The organism is Alcanivorax sp. IL2 (assembly GCF_047495475.1).
Classification (GTDB): domain Bacteria; phylum Pseudomonadota; class Gammaproteobacteria; order Pseudomonadales; family Alcanivoracaceae; genus Alcanivorax.
In genome coordinates this window covers 1,314,850-1,332,979 of record NZ_CP179932.1, presented here as the reverse complement: position 1 = coordinate 1,332,979, position 18,130 = coordinate 1,314,850, and the positions used below count along the sequence as shown (strand labels likewise).

Genomic DNA, 18,130 nt, shown 5'->3' with positions numbered 1-18,130 from the left:
CTCCTTTCTCAATGCCGCCCGATAAGCCGCCCCAGCAGGCCGGCTTGCTCTCTTTTTTCACCGGTAAGTTCTTCCACGATCTTTTCGGATATCTGATATATATCCTTACTGATACGGCTATGTTTTGCGTGCTTACTCAATGGCATGCCATGATCCTGTGACCCCATGACGGAATCGTAGTCGTTGGCAATACGAACCATATTTTCAATCTTCAACGTGTCATGAATCTGTTTATCGGTCACCGTGGAGTGTTTCGAGCGATAACGGTTATCCACAATGGTGATATCACCATCATCAATGCCCACGCTGTGAAAATAGGACATCAGCAAACGGGCATCACGCAACACCGCCAGACTTCGCTGGATCACCACATAGATACTGTCACTGGCCTTGAGAATCTCCTCATTCCAGTCGTTAATCGCTTTGGGAAGATCCAGCACCACCACATCAAACGTTTGTTTCACTACATCCAGGAATTTTTTGACATCAGCGGAACTGACTCGATCAAGTCGAGTAATCTTGTTTGGCGCCGGCAACGCATAAAGACCGGAATCATGGCGACTCATCATGGCGTTGAACATGGTCTTGTCGAGTCTCGATGCCTGTCCCAGCGCGTCCATGACATTTGCCTGCCACTTAACATCCAGATACAGAGACACGCTACCGAACTGAATATCCAGATCGATCAGAGCCACTTTCAAGTCTTCATCCATGGCGGCAATGTCACAGGCAATATTCACAGCGATGGTTGTGGCACCACTGCCAGATTTGCTGTTGATAACAGAAATAATCTTCCCTTTTCTCGCATCTACATCCGGCCCCAGTCCGGTTTTCAACCTGGATAGCTCTCTCTTCAAGTCTTCTTCGGAGGGGGGTATGGGAATGACATCACGGGCGCCAACCCGCATCAGGCGACGAATAACGTCAACACCGGGTTCTCGGAAAGCGGCATAGACGGGAATATCAGGAAGCTCGCTGATCAATGCCTCAATATGCGAAGGATCCTGCTCGCCCTCGTCATTACCCTCGACGATGACAGCATGGCAGCCAGACTCATGGACTTTGACCACCAAGCTGCCGTTAAGCGTATAGGGCAATGCAACAAACCCGGCTTTCAGCCCTGTGACGATCTGGCCGAATTGAGCCTTGGTAGTCTCATTGCGGTATATCAGTCCGATGACCAATCCTGTACTCATCCTTGCTCCCTCTGAATTGCTTCAGGGTGTATTCAGGTCTTCACTGACCCGTGTGCTGGTAAAATCCGGTAGCGTAAGATTCGGGTCCAACCCGATCACACCCGGCAAAACCAATTCATATTCCTGGCCAACAATAGAAACTGAGACCTCTCTGACTGGCCGCGGATTACCGGAAAACCCCGTGGAAGAACAGCCGTAGCGCACGGTTACATTGGCCGCCTGTAGATCCCGATAGAGCGAGTTCATTTCATTCATCAGATCGTCGCAGTTGGCCGAATCACAGGTCACCGTCACGTCCGACACAGCGGAACAGTCCAGAGAGGCAATATCGGTTACCGCGTCATTGACGATGGCATAACGGGCGCCTGCTCGGGTGGCATCCACGGCGCGCGTCCAGGTAAAGATCACCAACGCCAGTTCAATGATGGCAAAGATAAGAAGCAGGAAAAGCGGTAGCGTGATCGCCATTTCCACCATGGTTGACCCACGCTCTCGCTTTCTTGATAGGCATTTATTCACCATGGTAACGCTCCTCCACGGTGGCACTGAGAGTGATAGGCCCCAGATCCAGGAAAGGCACGATGGTGTCGCCAAAGATGGCACTGAAGTCCACGGAAGCTGTGGCAATAATGACGCAAGCGTTATCACCACCGGTGACCATGCGCTGCTCCAGTGTGAAGCTCACATCTCCCGCATTCAGGTCTGGCAGTAGGGCATTACCGTTTCCTGCCTGATTACCAAAAGCCACCAGATTTGCGGCATTATTGATGGAAGCACCCCACTGCCCTGCCTGCGTGCAATCGGCATTCACGCTTTGTGCGGAACGGCTCATATAACGAGCGCCAGACGCCACTGCCTTGCTCAGGGTGTTTTGCTGGTAGATCGCGCGGCCCATCTCGGTAATACCGAACACCAGCACGATCATCAGCGGCAGCAGGATGGCAAACTCCACCATGGCCGCACCTGCCTGACGTGCAGGCAACTTATTCATACAGTTGAATCTGCACATGGTAATTATCATCCGTATCCTGGGCCCAGCCGATGAATTCCCCATAGAACGTCACGTCAGGAGGACCTTCCGCCGGCTTCACCAGAAACATCCTGGCAAAACCGTCTCTGGGAAAAATCACGCCACTTTTCTTTCCTCCCGTAATACCTAATGCTTCGCAGCTCAATACCGCCATGTTCATGACTCGCCGAGACTCCGGACCTGCCGGGTCTACCGGCTGACCAGCCGCAGGAATATCATTGGCAATCTCGTGCTGATACACCTCATAGCGGGTTGGGCGGCTGACATTGCTCCAGCCATTTGGTGCAGGTGTGCCATGGTTTGCTGCCCAGTAGGCATCAAAATCCCAGTCACCATCACCGATACGGCTATCGATAGAATCTGAATTGGCGTCCAGCGGATACGGAACCACGTTGGGTGCCGGCGGCCAGTCGCTGTCAAAATTCTGGAAAGGGTTGGGCCCGTCATAAATACCGAACCGGGTATTCCATCCGGCTCGGGTCTTGGCCGTCATTGAGCCAGTCTGGGTGGTGAACGTTGCCGGCTGGCAACCCACGTCACCTTCATTGGCGATAAACAGCGACACATCATTTGCTCCGGGCCCCGCGTTCGGCGGCTGAAGGAACCCGAAATTACCACTGCTCCACTGGTTGGCCCCCTGCTGGCGCATTTCGATATGTGCACCCACTTCCATTTCATCACTGAAATGAGAGCCCTCGGATTCCCAGGGATCGCACATGGCCATTGGGGGGTAATTACAGGTAAAGAAATTTCGTCCTGCCAACGCATTGGTGACTGCCGTGGCCGTATCTGCAGTATCAATACCCAGAGCGCCGAGTACCGGTAAAAAAATCAGGTCAGAGGTAAATCGGTCCCCATCTGCTGCCAGAGCCGGATCAAGAGTCACTCTCACATAATGCGTATCCACATCCGATGTGGCCGCATACTTGCCTGGCTCCACTTCAGCACCGCTGCAAAAGTCACTGAAGCCCGGATCGGATGGAGAAACATCCGTTTCACTGCCGATGACACAGAAAAACTCGAAGGCGCCTGCCGGTAGCCCGGTGGCCCCCAGTAATTCGGTAACACGGGCAAAACGTGCATCATGCTCGAGCAAATCGCGTGCCGCAGAACGGGCACGGTCCTGAGCATTGTTATCAGAATTCAGCTCAGCAGCCGCAGCCAGGGCAGCAGCATCCGCCGCATTCTGCATATCGGTTCGCATCATCAGAACCCGCCCGACATCAATGGCCAGAGCAGCAACACCGATCAGTATCACGATCAGTATCGCCATCATCACCATATAGGCGCCACGCTGCTGCCTTTTCATCATTTTCATCCTTTTCCATCAGTTGGAGCTGGAGACATCCTCCACGATCCTTCCTTCTTCCACTTTTCCATCATCTTTCAGGAAGCGTTCGTATCCCGCATCCAGCTTCCCGCCATGGGTGCTGATGACAGGATGATCCTTGTAGCGAGCATCCGGATTGATAACCTGAACCTGGTTATTGTGATCCACGCTATAGCCATAATCCGGCCGCAGGGATTCTCTTGCGCAGCCGCTGAGAAAAATCACCATTAGCACTGTCAGTATCCTATTCATTGTTAGCTACCTCCCTGATCTGGTGGCCGAACTTTCCATGCAAACCACCACGGCTTGACGTGTCCTGTGACGGATCATTTTCCTGCTTACGGGCATTGCGATTCCGGGTGGGCTTGTGCTCAAGGAAGCCCATCAAGTACTGGTCGATATCACTGGGGGGAACGAAAACATCCGTGGGCAATGCGTACTGATCGACCCGTTTCGGTGTCACCAGTTTCGGCGTCACAATCACCACCAGCTCACTTTCGTTGCGCTTGAACTCGGTGGAACGAAACAAGGCCCCCAGCACGGGGATGCTGCCCAGGCCAGGCACCTGACTGATCACATTATTCAGGTCATCCTGGATCAGGCCGGCAATGGCAAACGCCTGCCCATCAGCCATCTCCACCGTGGTGCCGGTACGTCTTGTGACAAACCCGGGAATATTGAAACCGGACGCCTGGAAACCATTGGAAGGATCAATGGCGGATACTTCCGCATTCAGCTTGATATTGATGCTGTCATCTGACAGCACTGTGGGTACGAACTTCAGGCCGACACCAAATTCCTTGAACTCCACCGTGATGGTGACATTGCCCTCATCACCATCCTGAGCCACCGGAATAGCCACCTCTCCACCGGCCAGGAAACTGGCTTCCTGACCGGACAGGGCCGTCAGATTGGGTTTTGCCAGCACTTTGGCAAGCCCTTCACGCTCCAGTGCATCAAGCCGCACACTGATACCGTTATAACCGAAGATAGTGGAGGCTGGATCGGTAAAGACGGATGACAGGAAGGGAATATTATTGGGCGCGATACCCGTGGCGGTGGCCAGTGTCTTGACCCCATCCTGGTTAAACGCCTGCAGGCTGACACCCAACTCCTGGAGAGACGTCCTCTTGATCTCGGCGATACGCACTTCCAGCATCACCTGGGTGCCACCACCCACTTCCAGCATATTGACCACCTTCTCCTTGGGGGCAAAGCTGCGCGCTACAGACAGGGCTTGCTCCATGGCCATCACACTGGATGCCTTGCCAGAGAGTATTACCTGATCATTGGCGCCGCGGATCTGGATGCCGTCTTCTTCCGGCATCAATTCATAGATGCGGCGCTTCATCTGATCCATGTCGTAACCGACAATCACATCCATCAGCGCGACCAGATTTCGATTCTTGTCGCGAAACGCCAGGTTGGTATGGCCCGGTTTCATCCCCAGAATCAGCACATGCCGGGATGACAGAAGCTTGATATCCGCGATTTCCGGATTACCAATAACAACCTGATCCAATGGCGACGGCGAGTAGATCATTTGGGATTTTCCCAGAGACAGCGACAGCTCCTCTTTCTGTAAACCATCACTGAACTGCAGCTCGTAACCTTCTACCGCATGCACGCTTGATATCATCGCCATCATCAATGTCGCTAACACACACATTGACCAGCCTGATAACCGAATTTCTGTATGCATCTTCATTCTCCTTCCTCCCTGGAATCCTATTGCGCGCCGGCCGGTGCAGGCGTTTGCTGGCGAACCTCACCTTCTTTCACCGTCTGATTTTCCACTTCCAGACCACGAATCACTTCAACCTGTGGTTTGGGAGGCGCACGCCGAACACGGCGAACCACTTTGGTTTCCCGAGCCGGCTCCTCTGTCAGAAGATCCTTGTAGGTCACCAATTCGGTCTCAACAATGGATGCGTCGAACTCGTTTCTCAGCAACAGATTCAGGTCACCCGTTTTGGCAGCCAGAACAATACGCTGGCCATCAAAAGGCGCGACCAGAATAGTGATAGCGTTGACCACTTTCGGTTCGGTATCGGTTTCGCTGGAGCGCTGGTCGATCCCCAGCACTTTGGCATTTTGCAAAATCACCCGCGTCACCGGGTTTTTGTCAGAACGCCCGAACGTGGTGGTGTGCAGAACATCGACATAATCGCCCGGCATAACAAAACCACCGGCCCCGGTTATCTCATTCACCGACAGCGTCAAGGCACGCTTGTCTTCAGGGATTTTGGCAGGCAGGCCACCTCGGGCACCGTACGGTGAGAGCTTGTATTTCAGAATCGGCTCACCCTTGATCGCCTGGGTCAGAATAAGCGGAGGCTTGTCTTGAAGCAGTGCGGACTTGGTCCGAAACGCACCCTCAGGAACACTGGATTCCGGCCAATCCACCACATTAAGCAGCACCTCATCCAGCCGGGTTCCACTGTTCAGATCCGCTGCTGCCACCACCACCGGCACGGTGGCGATGGTTCGCATATCCGCTCGGCTGCTCACTTCTCGTTGTAGAAACTGGTTCACCAGGTAGACCGTAAGCCCACCCAGAATAATGGCCACCAGAAGAATCAATAGCGGTCGCAACTGCATGAGGAATCTCCTTTTCCGTCCCTTCCCGTATCACCCACTGTTATTACGGTAGCGGCGATACACCTGACACTGTGAGTACCGCACCGGCAGCGATGGCCACCGCATACGGTAATTTTGCCTGACTGCCGTCCTGCTCCATTTCACCGGCAGGGGCACCTCGTACCACTGCAAACAATCTTTTTCCTGTTTGTCGAAACGCGCCTTTCGCAACTATCGCCAGTACCGCCAGGACAAGGCCGCACAGCGCTGTATTCAGTAATAATTCAGGAACCAGGGAGAGCCCGGCTATCAGAGCAACAAGCGCCAGCAACTTCACATCACCAGCCCCCAGCCAGCCCAATAACCAGAAAACAAAAACCGAGAGAAAAACAATTCCTGCGGCAGCAAAGTGCGAGGGCAACACGGAAGCACCTTGTACGAGAAATAGAACAGCAGGAATAACAAGAATAAAAATCGCGATAAGACGATTGGGGATTCGCCTTTCGGTGATGTCGTAATACACCGCCGGCATCAATAGAGATAAGGTCAGAACAAGAGTCACCATTTCCGGATCACCTCCTCTGCCCGCCTTGCGGCGGGCAGAGTTTCTGGATCAGCTATATCAGTTATTCAGCGTTTGCAGCGGTCAGTTCTGTGTTAACGGTTTCGAAGGATGTGTTCACCTCCTGACCGATAAGAACAATCGTTGCAATAGCGACCACGGAAATCAGAGCGACCAGGATTGCGTATTCCACCATGGTGGCCCCGTCTTCTTCTTTGATGAATTGCATAAACAGCTGTTTCATGACTTGTCCTCCAGACATCAAACTTTCCTTTAGTTAGCCGCCTGTAAAATATGTCAGCCTTGCAAAGCTGGTCACATAAACAATGCGGACATACATCATTTGGCGCTTGCACAACGGGCAAATATATATATTTGCTGTTTGAGGGATTAATCTTTCTGTAACCTGTTTCTGCTAGAGAAAATGAATACCGTTCCTCCCCTGTTTTTTTTCTTTATAAATCAATCAAATACTCCATACCCCAAATGAGTTAAAGCATAAAAAATACGATAAGCGATTGAATTTCTTGAGGAATAGGGAATGTTAATATACGACTTTCGTTGTAAGCCATTTCGTAACCAGAGGACGCTGGACTCATTACGAACAAGGTTCTCTGCATAAAACGCCGAGCTTTATATATTTTTATATTCTTCCTGAACCCTCTCTCACCGTGCCATACCGACTTCAAAAGGTGGCTTTTGCAGGGTTCTGCAAAGCGACAAGGCACAAATTGCCGAGAAGTGTCCTGTTCAGTACCCTTTGTAAAACGTCAACAGGCCCGCAATCATGAGTCAGCCCATCAGTCAGCGTGGCCAGAAACGCCAGCAGGCCATCCTTGAAGCTGCCACGAACACCTTCCTTCAGCACGGCTATGAAGGCACCACACTGGACATGATCATCAGCCAGGCTGGCGGCTCCCGGCGCAGCCTCTATGACTATTTTGGTGACAAGCAGGGACTGTTCAGCGCGGTCATTCGTTTTCACGCCGACAAGCTGGTGGAAGAAGTACGCTCTATTGATGTGATTGGCATGTCTGCCCGTGACGGGCTGACGATGCTGGCAAAGAACTTTGTGTTCGCCCTCCTGGAGCCGCTCAATCTGGAGCTGTACCGTCTACTGATCAGCCACGCCCCGGCCTTTCCGGATCTGGGGCGCACGGTCTACCTGGCCGGGCCGGAATTGCTACTCAGCGAGCTGGAACAGTATTTGAAACATCTGCAGCGAGAGGGAGAACTGCCAGCCAAGCTACCTACCCCGCATACCGCCCGCCAGTTCCTGGGCATGGTGAAGGCCGAGTTCCAACTGTGCGCCCTGCTGGCACCGGAGCAACTACCCTCAAAAAGTGCGATCAGCGCACATATTCATGACTGTGTGACTTTTTTGTTAGACAACCGTTAGTCCAGCCATTGGCACCTTTCATCACCCCGGTATACATTATGGTTAGCTGTCACTCTGGCTTTGGGGGCTAAGATGGCAAGAGCAGACATGTGACGGGGCTCACAATATGAATAAGTTTTCACTGGTGCTGCTGGCATTTTTCTTGCCTATAGCTACCAGCTATGGCGACACGCCTGATAAGACGTTTCTTAAGCAGGTGTACGCCAACGGCGGCAAAACGCTGTATTGCCAGGAAGCTTTCCAGGCCGATGATCGGGTTTCTCTAGAACATATCTATGACGAGCGCCGGCTTGCCCAACATTTTGGTTGCCGAACCAGTCGGCTATGCCAGAGCAATCGCCAGTTTGTCGAGGTCTCACGGGACCGCCACAGCCTGTTCCCGGTAACGCGACACGCTGAACTTGACCGGCGCCGGACCCTCCTGGGCGATCTGCCTGCCACCACAGCCACGGATCCCGAGTGTGGTTACAAGCAAGCCTTTCAGGTGTTCGAACCACCAACGTCCGCCAAGGGTGATGTGGCCAGGGCCATGCTGTACTTGTACGACAGGTATGACATCCCCCTGCTGGGCACGCTGGAGATGTACCAGCGCTGGCACCGGGATGACCCGGTGGACGACGAGGAACGTCGCCGCAATAACGTGATCGAGCAGATACAGGGCAACCGCAACCCTTTCATCGATGAACCGGATCGCGCGGAATCTCTGCAAGGCAGTTCGCCGTTGAATATGCAGTTTCCGTAGAAGCAGGCGAAAGTTAAAAGTTTAAAAGCGGAAAAATTTACCTGGCTCATTAAACGCAAGAGGCCGCGCCCCTTCATTGGGCGCGGCCTCTTGGTTTTCAGTACGGGATAACCTCTCCCGCGTTTTAACTTTGAACTTTCAACTTTTAACTCAGAACAACTCGCCGTCCAGACCCATCATGGTATCCGCCCCACTCTTGATCTGGGCAAACAAGGCATGGGCCTTGGGCAGGACGCGCTGGAAGTAGTACTGGCAGGTGACGCGCTTGGCCTTGGCGAAATCGTCGTCACGACCATCGGTGGCTGCCAGCATCTGCGCCCACAACCAGGCATAGAGCACATAGCCGAACAGGTCCAGATACTCCACCGCGGCAGCACTGATGGCGTCCGGATTGCTGGCCGCTTGGGACAGCAGTTCGTCGGTGGCGTCCTTGAGCAGGGTCAGCGCCGCCTGCAGCTCACTGCTGATGGTAGCCAGCTGGCCGTTAGCGCTGTTTTCCTCGGCCCAGGCCTGGGCATCCGCCAGGAACGCCTCAACAGACTTGCCGCCATTACGCGCCACTTTACGGCCCGCCAGGTCCAGAGCCTGGATGCCGTTGGTGCCTTCGTAGATCTGGGAAATGCGGCAGTCGCGCACGAACTGCTCCATGCCCCACTCACGGATATAACCGTGGCCACCGAAGACCTGCTGCCCGGTGATAGTGGTGTCCAGCCCCCGGTCGGTAAAGAAGGCCTTGGCCACCGGCGTCAGCAGGGCCACCCGATCTTCCGCCTTTTTCTTGGCGTCCGCGTCTTCGCTGAACTTGGCGGTATCCAGTTGCATCCCGACATAGGCGGCCAGGGCGCGGCCGCCTTCATTGATGGCGCGCATGTTCATCAGCATGCGACGCACGTCGCCGTGAACGATGATCGGGTCCGCCGGACCATTGGGGTTTTTCGCGCCAGTGGCACTGCGGCCCTGCAGACGTTCGCGGGCATAGTCCACCGCGCTCTGGTAGCTCACTTCACCCAGGCCCAGGCCCTGCAGGCCAATGGACAGGCGCTCATAGTTCATCATGGTGAACATGCAGGCCAGCCCCTGATTCGGCTCGCCGATGATCCAGCCCTTGGCGTCGTCGAAGTTCATTACACAGGTGGCAGAGCCCTTGATGCCCATCTTGTGTTCGATGGAGCCACAGGTGGCCCCGTTGCCCTCACCCGCGTTGTTGTCCGCGTCGGGCAGGAATTTGGGTACCAGGAACAGGGAAATGCCCTTGGAGCCAGCGGGCGCATCCGGCAGTTTCGCCAGCACCAGGTGGATATGGTTGCTGGTCATGTCGTGCTCACCACCGGTGATGAAGATCTTGGTGCCGGTGATGTTGAAGGAACCGTCGTCGTTGGGCTCGGCCTTGGTGCGCAGAATACCCAGATCGGTACCGGAGTGAGGCTCGGTCAGGCACATGGTGCCGCTCCACTCACCACTGTAGAGCTTGGGCAGATACTGCTCTTTCAGTTCCTGGCTGGCATGGGCATCAATGGCCAGGCAGGCGCCGCTGGTGAGTGCAGGATACAGGGCGAAGGAGGAGCAGGCGCTGTGCATCATTTCCTCGAACAGCACCGCCAGGGACTTGGGCATGCCCTGACCACCAAATTCCGGGTTTCCGGAAAACGCGCTCCAGCCGTTTTCCGCAAAGGTCTTGAAGGCATCTTTGAAGCCGTCCGGGGTGGTCACTTCACCGTCGTTCCAGGTGCAGCCCTGCTCGTCACCGTTACGGTTCAGCGGGAACAGCAAGCCTTCGGTCATCTTGCCCGCTTCTTCCAGAATGGCGTCGGACAGGTCGCGAGTTACCTCGGCGGTGGCAGGCATGGAGGCCCACAGCTGATCCGCTTTGAACACATCGTTGAGAACAAAACGCATGTCCTCGAGGGGCGCTTTATAGGTCGCCATTTGCACATCTCCCGAAAGTTGGCAGGGCGCAAATTTTAGGCAGGCAAAGCGTCAGGTAACAGGGTTATTTGTGACCCGCCGTTCATGGCCCCCACCGTTGACGCAAGAATCACGTATTGTGGATGAAATTGGGAACATTAAGGGCAGTTTGCGCACATTTTGCTTCATTTTCGCCGTATTCGAATAAATCCGCCGGCCTATTCAAGCGGCTCCGGTCGGCGCCACATCCACAGCAATACCCCGCAAAGAAACAGCGGCACACCGATTTTCACGTAATTCGGGGCGGCAGACAGGCTGATCAAGGCAATGCTGATCAACATCATGGTGGAGGCGGCGCACTTGGCACGGCGGGGAATGGCACGCTGTTCGCGCCACTGACGGATGTGGCTGCCATGGCGGGGATGGTGCAACAACCAGTGCTCAAGCCGCGGCCAGCCATGGCTGCCAGCCCAGGCGGCCAGCAACAGAAAGACCACTGTCGGCATACCCGGGACCACCACACCGATCATGCCCAGCAGAACGAACAGGATTGCCGTTGAGCGCCAGCACAGCACCCTGACTGTCTCCATGTCTCCCCTCCTTAGAACAGGCAATTGCCCCGCCAGAGAGTCATTACAGCATGCCCCATTTTCGGGGAATAAAAAAACCCGCCGGACGGCGGGTTTTGCGGATCAGTCGACGTGATAGGCCAGCGGATCGTCCAGGGCTGCCTCGCCTTCAGCCGCCTGCGGAGCGGCAGCTGGCCCGGAAATCGCTTTCATGCGCTCCTGCAGCTCTTCTGGGCTCACCGGCTGACCATTAAGGCTCAGGGCGCCGCCATTGGCGCTGAGCACACTGCTCCAGCGCTCGCCCTGCCTTTCTACCACGCCCTGCTCGGCCAAGGCTGTCAGCCGGGCGACGTAGGGCGCCGGCACCAGTGACTCGTGCATGTCCACGCGCACTTGCACATCCAGCATTTGCTGGATCTGCGCTTCATTGAGCGCCATTAGCTCGTCGGCCGGCAGGTTGTTGCCATCCAGCCCCAGGTAACGGGCTTTGCTGTCGACGGTGAGCTGTCGCTCGCCCTGGTGGTCCACCAGCATTTGCAGTGACAACTTACTGTCACCAGGGTGCAGCAGTTGCTCCGCAGCCACCTGGGTCATTTCTGCCAGCAGGGTCTGGATACGGGCCATCTGCTGTTCCATATCCTGCTCGCCATTGCCGGACAGGGCGCCCATCAGTGCCCGGGTCTGGATTTCATCCATTTCCCGGTTAAGGGCGTGCACCTTGACCAGTGCCTGCCGGTCCAGACCGGCGTAGTCCATGCCCAGGTAAGCGCTGTCCATGGGCAGCGGCACCATTGGCCCGCTGATATTCTCCAGCCATAAGCGGCTGTCGCCGCTAAGCGTATCACCGTGGTCCTTGCTGTTGCCCTGCAGGGTCAGGTCAAACGCCAGCATCGGCTGCTCCCCCTGAGACCAGCGCAACTCCTTGCCGGCAAGGTTGATATCTGCCAGCGGCAATTCACCGCCCAACATGGCAACGATATCCACGGAACCCGTGAGTGAGTCCACCGCGAAACCCATTTTCGGGGAGGACACATCCAGCCCCCGCAGGGACAGGTAGGTGTTGACCGGGTAGGTGTCAGCGGTCGGACGCAACACGTCCAGCTGCAACTCCTCGAGCACCACCTTGCCCATGGGGGCCTCCAGATTCACTGGCGACACCGCCACCTTCATGGTCAGCCCACCATCAAAGCCATAGCGACTGTAACCGGTCACCGGCGGCTTGCCCTGGAAGATTTCATTCACCATGGCCGCCATTTCCGGGGGCAGCTCACGCAGATCCAGCACTTCCTCACTGGCGGCAATACCCACAAACAAGCCATCATCGGTCCAGGCGAAAGGCCCGTGGTGAATGGTGCTCAGGGAGCAGATTTGCCCGGACAACATCGCCAGGTTCGGATTGGATGCCAGCTCGCCCTGAGCGATCAGGCAGGTCACCGCCTCGGAACGGAACAGCCCGCGATCATAACGAAGCACGTCAAAAACAATATCGCTCTGACCCGGAAGCACTTCCAGACCGGCCACTTCTTCGCGAACCAGCGTCTCGGCGCGCATGCCCACATAAAACGTAGCCCCCAGCCACGCCACAACCAGCACCACAATCAGTGCAATAACCTTCTTCATGGATATAACCCCCCTCATCCCTGTTACGTCTTTTTTGTGTCGACACTATAACGAAAAACCAACATTTACGTAGCTGCGCGGTTTTCAGGCAAAAAAAAGCCCGCCGTACAAGGGCGGGCTTTTTTCTGACACTGACGCCGGATCAGAACGCGAAGTGTTCTGCGTCCAGTTCCATCAGGCAGTCCAGGCCACCTTCAATGGCGCCCTTGTGACCGGCCGCACGCGGCAGGATGCGCTTGAAGTAGAACTTGGCCGTGCTGATCTTGGCCTTGTAGAAGTCCTCATCACCGGCACCGGATTCCAGCGCAGCGTGTGCCACAGCTGCCATGCGGGCCCACAGGTAGGCCAGGGTCACGTAGCCGGAGTACATCAGGTAATCCACGGAAGCGGCACCCACATAATCCGGATTCTGCATGGCCTGCATGCCGATGGCCTGGGTCAGCTCACCCCATTCCTTGTTGTAAGCAGCCAGCGGCTCCAGCAGTTCCTTCAGGTCGGCATTGTCCGCGTTGGTTTCGCCGAACTTGTGTACGACCTTGGTGAAGTTACGCAGGGCCTGCCCCTGGGTCATCATGACTTTACGACCCAGCAGGTCCAGCGCCTGAATACCGGTGGTGCCCTCGTACAGGGTGGAGATACGCGCATCACGCACGTTCTGTTCCATGCCCCATTCACGGATAAAGCCGTGGCCACCGTAGATCTGCACACCGTGGTTGGCCGCTTCCAGACCGGCTTCGGTGACGAACGCCTTGGCGATCGGCGTCAGCAGGGCCATCAGATCGTCGGCTTCCTTGCGAGCAGCCTCGTCTTTCTCCAGCTTCACCTTGTCACCCAGCTGGGCACACAGGTACACCAGTGCGCGACCACCCTCGGCGAACGCCTTGGAGGTCAGCAGCATGCGACGCACGTCCGGGTGAACGATGATCGGGTCGGCGGGGCCTTCCGGGTTTTTCGGGCCGGACAGGCTGCGCATGGCCAGACGGTCCTTGGCGTAGGTCAGGCCACCCTGGAAACCCAGCTCGGCATGGGCAACGCCCTGAATGGCGGTACCCAGACGGGCAAAGTTCATAAAGGTGAACATGCAGTTCAGGCCTTTGTTTTCCGGGCCGATCAGGTAACCGGTAGCGCCGTCGAAGTTCATTACGCAGGTGGCCGATGCCTTGATGCCCATCTTGTGTTCGATGGAACCACAGGTCACCGCATTGCGCTCACCCACAGCGCCGTTGCCGTCGGTGAGAAACTTGGGAACGATGAACAGGGAAATACCCTTGGTGCCCTTGGGCGCATCTGGCAGGCGAGCCAGTACGATATGGACGATGTTCTCGGCCATGTCATGCTCACCAGCAGAGATGAAGATCTTGGTGCCGGTGATGCTGTAGGAACCGTCCGCGTTAGGCTCGGCCTTGGATTTCAGAATACCCAGGTCAGAACCACAGTGAGGTTCGGTCAGGCACATGGTGCCGGTCCACTCACCGCTGGTCAGCTTTGGCAGGTAGCCATTTTTCTGCTCGTCGGTACCGTGCTCTTCAATGGTCGCCACCGCACCGTGGGACAGGCCCGGGTACATGCTCCAGGACCAGTTGGCGGTACCGGTCATTTCAGAGATAGCGATGCCAGCGGAGCCGGGCAGGCCCTGACCGCCGAATTCCGGGTCGCCGCCCATGGCCGGCCAGCCGCCTTCCACATACTTGGCGTAGGCTTCCTTGAAACCTTTCGGCGTGGTTACCACACCGTTGTCGAAACCACAGCCTTCCTCATCACCGGAACGGTTCAGGGGAGCCAGCTCGTTTTCGGAGAACTTGGCGCCTTCTTCCAGGAAGGCATTCAGCAGTTCGCTGTTGATCTCTTCCAGACCCAGCCCCTGGTAGTGGCCGTCCATGTCCAGGACTTCATTCAGTACAAAGCGCATATCGCGCAGGGGAGCCTTGTAATCCGGCATCTCAAATCTCCCTAAAGAAACGGTGACAATGAGGCGGGCCATGGGCCCGCCATAATTTGGGACGCTAATCTTAGGTCAGGGCTCCTGCACCGCTCTACCCCTATTTGTGACCCGCGAGTCAAACAAGCGTTTGAAACTACCGTTTGCCTCTCTAGTTAACTGTTTTAACAGGTTTTTCGTAAAAACAGCTCGGAGTTGCGGTGGTATCCTCTCCCCTGCCGTGGACATTGGGTATACTCGCCAAAGACGGCTGAATGACTGCTTAGGAACCCGCCAATGATTGATACCAACCTGCTCGACATCCTGGTTTGCCCGGTCAGCAAAGCACCACTGATCTATGACGACAAGGCCTGCGAACTCAAGTGCAAGGCCAGTGGTCTGGCCTATCCGGTCCGTGATGGCATTCCTGTCATGCTGGAGGATCAGGCTCGCTCAATGAGCAATGAGGAAGTCAGCAACCTGTAACTGGATGCTGGCCGTGCCAGACGGAAACATCGGCAACGTAAAAGGATCACTGCATGTACAAGTCCCTGGTGCTGGCCCTGACACTGATAAGTGCCTCTCTCTGTGCCGCCACCCTCCACGCCGAAGAAACCCCGCCAGCATCCGAACGAGAGAAAGAAGAAGCCCGGGCCTCCGAGGGTGATAGCGCCCCGGTGCCCGATGAGTCGGTGGGGAGCATGAGCAAGGCCCAACAGCAGAACGACTGCCTGTTGCGAAGTGCGCAGACCGCCAATGAGCAGGTCACCCTGAAAGAGCTGCGCGGCTGGTGCCAGAACGGCGAGGAGCTACCCGGGGAGCGCACCAATGAGGATGCCTTGCGCGCTCGCCTGGCGCTGGAAAACACCACCCGCGGCAATCCCTTTGTGATTACCCCGCATCGCCGCAATTACCTGCTGCCGTACAGCTACTGGTCCAACCGGCAGTGGAATGACCCCGACAAGGATGATCGGGACCTGCAGCCCAACGAGGTGAAGTTCCAGCTATCCCTGAAGGCGCCCCTGAAGGAAAACATCGTCGACGATGTAACCTTGTGGATGGCGTTCACCGGCACCTTCTTCTGGCAGGCCTATAACAGCGAAATCTCCGCGCCGTTTCGGGAAACCAATTACGAGCCGGAAATCTTCATTTCCAAGCCTGTCGACTGGCAGATCGGCCCGCTGGATTCCGAGCTGTTGGTGGCCGGCTTCAACCACCAGTCCAATGGGCGCGATGTACCGGTATCGCGAAGCTGGAACCGGGTATTCATGAATTACGTCTTCAAGACCGGCGACTATTACTGGTCCGTGAAACCCTGGTACCGGATTCCCGAAGAAGAGAAAGACGACCCTCTGGATACCTCCGGTGATGATAATCCGGACATAGAAAAGTTCATGGGCAATTTCGAGCTGGAAGTGGCCTACCCGTTCCGCAACCACGTGCTCGAGCTGATGGTGCGCAACAACCTGCGCTCCGACAACAAGGGCGCCGGCCGCATCAACTATTCTTTCCCGCTCAGCAAACGCTTTAAAGGATTGGTACAGGTATTCAGTGGTTACGGGGATTCATTGATCAACTACGACGATTACGAAAACCGTTTCAGCTTCGGGATTTTGCTGACGGATTCGTTGTAAGAGACAACGCCGGAAAAATTTTGCAGGAGCGCCGCTCGCGGCGCGATTCAGGCGAAAGAACCGGGCTTCGCTATAGGAGCCATGCTTGCATGGCGAACCGAGCGTAGCGAGGCGGCAGAGATCAACCTAGCCGCCATTCTTTTCTGAAACCTGTCGAGCTCTGAGACTCCTGATCTCCCTCCGGCCGATTTCCGCGCAAGCGCGGTTCGCCATGCAAGCATGGGCTCCTACCGCGGCTTCGTAGAAATACCGAGGTCCGAGGAACTTTCCATCCTTTCCCTATCCAACCAGCGTAGCTCGTAGCTAATACCACAACGTAAACAGCAGCCGGGTTACCGTGGCATCAAAGCTGTACAGCGGTTCGGTGCCCGGTGTGGTAGCGACGCGGATATCGCGGAAGTTCTCGTAGTCAAAGCTGAAGCGATCCACCCACAGATTTAGCCCTGCCCGGTCGAAGGTATCCCAGTTCGATTTGCTGAATTCGAAACCAATCCCTACCCCCACCACGGTAGAGCTGAATTCGCTGAGCTCCTTGTCTCTGGCAAGAAAATTCTGGGCATTCTGGAATGGAAACAGATCGGCATAAAAATCCGCCTGGCCTTGCTGGTAGGCCCGATAACGCCCCTCAAGAGTCCACTTTCCTCCCAGCGGCTGTATCAGCTTCAATTGCCAGCTATTGGCATCAATGCCCCAGGAGTCGTTATACAACCGGTACTCGCCATGCAGACCGGCTCGCCAGGGCAAGTAGTAGGACAGCCGTAGTGAGGTAGCTTCACTGGTGCGGGTTTCTGGATAGCGCTCTGGCTCAAAACTGTAATTGCCACCCGATGTCAGATACCGCACGGAACGATAGGGGTTGTTCAGATAGCCTTCATCGGTGATCAGCTCATGGCCCAGACTGGCCCTCAGATTGCGGGTAAGAATCTGCGATACATTGATCCGAAAATGCTGCCGATCGGCTTCTTCGGCGAAGGTGTTATCGTCACTACGAAACACTTCATCCCAGCCTTTCGAATAGCCAAAGCTCAGAGTTGTCAGGTCGCCAAAGAAATCCTGGCTCATGTCAAAGTGCACCGAGTTCGCCTCGAAATCATTTTCTTCGCTGTTGGCGTAACTCAACGAATAGATGGCCTTGCCATGCAGATAATCCACGCCAACACTTTTCTCGGTGCGCTCTTCCGAGTAGGGACTGGCACTGACCAGCACATCAATGGACGCCGCGGAGACTTCATCCACATAATAATTGGCATGCACCGCCACCTTGTCGGCCACGGACTTTCTTACCAGCACGGACGGACCATTGATTTTCATGCCGCCACCTTCGTACTGGTGATACAGCACATCAAGCCGATCCTCTGGCAATACCGAGGCCTGCAGCAACGCGCTTGAACAGACCAGCACGGCCGCCAGCAGCGCACGCATCAGTTGCATCCGCAGCCTCCACCGGCGCTGCCTTCCGCCCCACGCATGCTTTCCCTCGCCTGATGCACATGGCCCATGTAGCTTTCCGCCACTGGGTGTGCGGACACATTCATCACCGGATCCGCCAGGCGGGCACGCTCATAGGGCTTTAGCCAAGGTTTCACTGCGCAGCCGCTGGCGGTAAACGCCAGCAATAGAACAAGACCGCAGAGACGCATCATTG

At 55.7% G+C, this 18,130-nt stretch carries 19 protein-coding genes; 4 read left to right on the top strand and 15 right to left on the bottom strand.

Going from position 1 to position 18,130, the window contains the following annotated elements; all coding sequences use genetic code 11:
* Window positions 1-8: 8 nt before the first annotated feature.
* The 9 genes from ACMG4N_RS06210 to ACMG4N_RS06170 form a co-directional block, all read right to left on the bottom strand.
* On the bottom strand, window positions 9-1,196 hold the full coding sequence (locus tag ACMG4N_RS06210; protein WP_414433117.1) for an AAA family ATPase: 1,188 nt from the start codon (window positions 1,194-1,196) through the stop codon (window positions 9-11).
* Between the two features lie 21 nt (window positions 1,197-1,217).
* Window positions 1,218-1,718 (bottom strand): TadE/TadG family type IV pilus assembly protein, encoded by a 501-nt coding sequence (locus tag ACMG4N_RS06205; RefSeq protein WP_297770105.1) that lies wholly within the window; start codon window positions 1,716-1,718, stop codon window positions 1,218-1,220.
* On the bottom strand, window positions 1,708-2,187 hold the full coding sequence (locus tag ACMG4N_RS06200) for a TadE/TadG family type IV pilus assembly protein (protein WP_297770102.1): 480 nt from the start codon (window positions 2,185-2,187) through the stop codon (window positions 1,708-1,710). Before ACMG4N_RS06200 ends, ACMG4N_RS06205 begins: the two co-directional genes overlap by 11 nt.
* A complete protein-coding gene (locus tag ACMG4N_RS06195) occupies window positions 2,180-3,508 on the bottom strand; it encodes a pilus assembly protein TadG-related protein (RefSeq protein ID WP_414433116.1) in 1,329 nt (442 codons plus the stop codon). Before ACMG4N_RS06195 ends, ACMG4N_RS06200 begins: the two co-directional genes overlap by 8 nt.
* A gap of 45 nt (window positions 3,509-3,553) precedes the next feature.
* Window positions 3,554-3,808 carry a hypothetical protein gene (locus tag ACMG4N_RS06190; protein ID WP_297770097.1) on the bottom strand — a complete coding sequence of 85 codons (255 nt, stop codon included), beginning with the start codon at window positions 3,806-3,808 and terminating at the stop codon, window positions 3,554-3,556.
* Window positions 3,801-5,258 carry a type II and III secretion system protein family protein gene (locus ACMG4N_RS06185; protein WP_414433115.1) on the bottom strand — a complete coding sequence of 486 codons (1,458 nt, stop codon included), beginning with the start codon at window positions 5,256-5,258 and terminating at the stop codon, window positions 3,801-3,803. Before ACMG4N_RS06185 ends, ACMG4N_RS06190 begins: the two co-directional genes overlap by 8 nt.
* Before the next feature lie 26 nt (window positions 5,259-5,284).
* Window positions 5,285-6,127, bottom strand: coding sequence for a Flp pilus assembly protein CpaB (gene cpaB / locus ACMG4N_RS06180; RefSeq protein WP_414433114.1), 843 nt, complete (start codon window positions 6,125-6,127; stop codon window positions 5,285-5,287).
* A gap of 73 nt (window positions 6,128-6,200) precedes the next feature.
* The gene (locus ACMG4N_RS06175) at window positions 6,201-6,701 is read right to left on the bottom strand and encodes a prepilin peptidase (protein WP_414433113.1); all 501 of its coding nucleotides are present in this window, start codon (window positions 6,699-6,701) and stop codon (window positions 6,201-6,203) included.
* A 61-nt stretch (window positions 6,702-6,762) separates the two neighbouring features.
* On the bottom strand, window positions 6,763-6,942 hold the full coding sequence (locus ACMG4N_RS06170) for a Flp family type IVb pilin (protein WP_297770085.1): 180 nt from the start codon (window positions 6,940-6,942) through the stop codon (window positions 6,763-6,765).
* A 543-nt stretch (window positions 6,943-7,485) separates the two neighbouring features.
* Here ACMG4N_RS06170 and ACMG4N_RS06165 point away from each other — a divergent pair.
* Window positions 7,486-8,097 carry a TetR/AcrR family transcriptional regulator gene (locus ACMG4N_RS06165; protein ID WP_414433112.1) on the top strand — a complete coding sequence of 204 codons (612 nt, stop codon included), beginning with the start codon at window positions 7,486-7,488 and terminating at the stop codon, window positions 8,095-8,097.
* A 106-nt stretch (window positions 8,098-8,203) separates the two neighbouring features.
* Window positions 8,204-8,839, top strand: coding sequence for an endonuclease (locus ACMG4N_RS06160; protein WP_414433111.1), 636 nt, complete (start codon window positions 8,204-8,206; stop codon window positions 8,837-8,839).
* A gap of 150 nt (window positions 8,840-8,989) precedes the next feature.
* Here ACMG4N_RS06160 and ACMG4N_RS06155 read toward each other — a convergent pair whose 3' ends face one another.
* From ACMG4N_RS06155 to ACMG4N_RS06140, 4 genes are all read right to left on the bottom strand, one after another.
* Window positions 8,990-10,765: an acyl-CoA dehydrogenase C-terminal domain-containing protein gene (locus ACMG4N_RS06155; RefSeq protein WP_414433110.1), complete on the bottom strand. Its 1,776-nt coding sequence runs from the start codon at window positions 10,763-10,765 to the stop codon at window positions 8,990-8,992.
* Window positions 10,766-10,962: 197 nt separating this feature from the next.
* Window positions 10,963-11,334: a YbaN family protein gene (locus ACMG4N_RS06150; protein ID WP_290510974.1), complete on the bottom strand. Its 372-nt coding sequence runs from the start codon at window positions 11,332-11,334 to the stop codon at window positions 10,963-10,965.
* Window positions 11,335-11,436: 102 nt separating this feature from the next.
* Window positions 11,437-12,933 carry a DUF945 family protein gene (locus tag ACMG4N_RS06145; RefSeq protein ID WP_414433109.1) on the bottom strand — a complete coding sequence of 499 codons (1,497 nt, stop codon included), beginning with the start codon at window positions 12,931-12,933 and terminating at the stop codon, window positions 11,437-11,439.
* A 142-nt stretch (window positions 12,934-13,075) separates the two neighbouring features.
* Window positions 13,076-14,872 (bottom strand): acyl-CoA dehydrogenase C-terminal domain-containing protein, encoded by a 1,797-nt coding sequence (locus ACMG4N_RS06140; RefSeq protein WP_297770068.1) that lies wholly within the window; start codon window positions 14,870-14,872, stop codon window positions 13,076-13,078.
* Between the two features lie 276 nt (window positions 14,873-15,148).
* Between ACMG4N_RS06140 and ACMG4N_RS06135 the strand changes: the two genes are divergently transcribed.
* Window positions 15,149-15,337 carry a Trm112 family protein gene (locus tag ACMG4N_RS06135; protein WP_290510782.1) on the top strand — a complete coding sequence of 63 codons (189 nt, stop codon included), beginning with the start codon at window positions 15,149-15,151 and terminating at the stop codon, window positions 15,335-15,337.
* Window positions 15,338-15,390: 53 nt separating this feature from the next.
* Window positions 15,391-16,485, top strand: a complete 1,095-nt coding sequence (locus tag ACMG4N_RS06130) for a phospholipase A (RefSeq protein WP_297770066.1) — start codon at window positions 15,391-15,393, stop codon at window positions 16,483-16,485.
* A 303-nt stretch (window positions 16,486-16,788) separates the two neighbouring features.
* On the opposite strand, the gene ACMG4N_RS06125 is transcribed toward ACMG4N_RS06130, so the two are convergent.
* Entirely contained in the window at window positions 16,789-17,916 is a 1,128-nt protein-coding gene (locus tag ACMG4N_RS06125; RefSeq protein ID WP_290510780.1) for a DUF3570 domain-containing protein, read from the bottom strand.
* On the bottom strand, window positions 17,907-18,128 hold the full coding sequence (locus ACMG4N_RS06120; RefSeq protein WP_297770064.1) for a DUF4266 domain-containing protein: 222 nt from the start codon (window positions 18,126-18,128) through the stop codon (window positions 17,907-17,909). The genes ACMG4N_RS06125 and ACMG4N_RS06120 overlap by 10 nt, the downstream gene beginning before the upstream one ends.
* Window positions 18,129-18,130: the final 2 nt, after the last annotated feature.

Excerpts from the sequence above, each read along its gene's own strand:
- ACMG4N_RS06210 (WP_414433117.1), bottom strand. The coding sequence starts at position 1,196 with ATGAGTACAGGATTGGTCATCGGACTGATATACCGCAATGAGACTACC.
- ACMG4N_RS06205 (WP_297770105.1), bottom strand. The coding sequence starts at position 1,718 with ATGGTGAATAAATGCCTATCAAGAAAGCGAGAGCGTGGGTCAACCATG.
- ACMG4N_RS06200 (WP_297770102.1), bottom strand. The coding sequence starts at position 2,187 with ATGAATAAGTTGCCTGCACGTCAGGCAGGTGCGGCCATGGTGGAGTTT.
- ACMG4N_RS06195 (WP_414433116.1), bottom strand. The coding sequence starts at position 3,508 with ATGGTGATGATGGCGATACTGATCGTGATACTGATCGGTGTTGCTGCT.
- ACMG4N_RS06190 (WP_297770097.1), bottom strand. The coding sequence starts at position 3,808 with ATGAATAGGATACTGACAGTGCTAATGGTGATTTTTCTCAGCGGCTGC.
- ACMG4N_RS06185 (WP_414433115.1), bottom strand. The coding sequence starts at position 5,258 with ATGCATACAGAAATTCGGTTATCAGGCTGGTCAATGTGTGTGTTAGCG.
- ACMG4N_RS06175 (WP_414433113.1), bottom strand. The coding sequence starts at position 6,701 with ATGGTGACTCTTGTTCTGACCTTATCTCTATTGATGCCGGCGGTGTAT.
- ACMG4N_RS06170 (WP_297770085.1), bottom strand. The coding sequence starts at position 6,942 with ATGAAACAGCTGTTTATGCAATTCATCAAAGAAGAAGACGGGGCCACC.
- ACMG4N_RS06165 (WP_414433112.1), top strand. The coding sequence starts at position 7,486 with ATGAGTCAGCCCATCAGTCAGCGTGGCCAGAAACGCCAGCAGGCCATC.
- ACMG4N_RS06160 (WP_414433111.1), top strand. The coding sequence starts at position 8,204 with ATGAATAAGTTTTCACTGGTGCTGCTGGCATTTTTCTTGCCTATAGCT.
- ACMG4N_RS06155 (WP_414433110.1), bottom strand. The coding sequence starts at position 10,765 with ATGGCGACCTATAAAGCGCCCCTCGAGGACATGCGTTTTGTTCTCAAC.
- ACMG4N_RS06150 (WP_290510974.1), bottom strand. The coding sequence starts at position 11,334 with ATGGAGACAGTCAGGGTGCTGTGCTGGCGCTCAACGGCAATCCTGTTC.
- ACMG4N_RS06145 (WP_414433109.1), bottom strand. The coding sequence starts at position 12,933 with ATGAAGAAGGTTATTGCACTGATTGTGGTGCTGGTTGTGGCGTGGCTG.
- ACMG4N_RS06140 (WP_297770068.1), bottom strand. The coding sequence starts at position 14,872 with ATGCCGGATTACAAGGCTCCCCTGCGCGATATGCGCTTTGTACTGAAT.
- ACMG4N_RS06135 (WP_290510782.1), top strand. The coding sequence starts at position 15,149 with ATGATTGATACCAACCTGCTCGACATCCTGGTTTGCCCGGTCAGCAAA.
- ACMG4N_RS06130 (WP_297770066.1), top strand. The coding sequence starts at position 15,391 with ATGTACAAGTCCCTGGTGCTGGCCCTGACACTGATAAGTGCCTCTCTC.
- ACMG4N_RS06125 (WP_290510780.1), bottom strand. The coding sequence starts at position 17,916 with ATGCAACTGATGCGTGCGCTGCTGGCGGCCGTGCTGGTCTGTTCAAGC.
- ACMG4N_RS06120 (WP_297770064.1), bottom strand. The coding sequence starts at position 18,128 with ATGATGCGTCTCTGCGGTCTTGTTCTATTGCTGGCGTTTACCGCCAGC.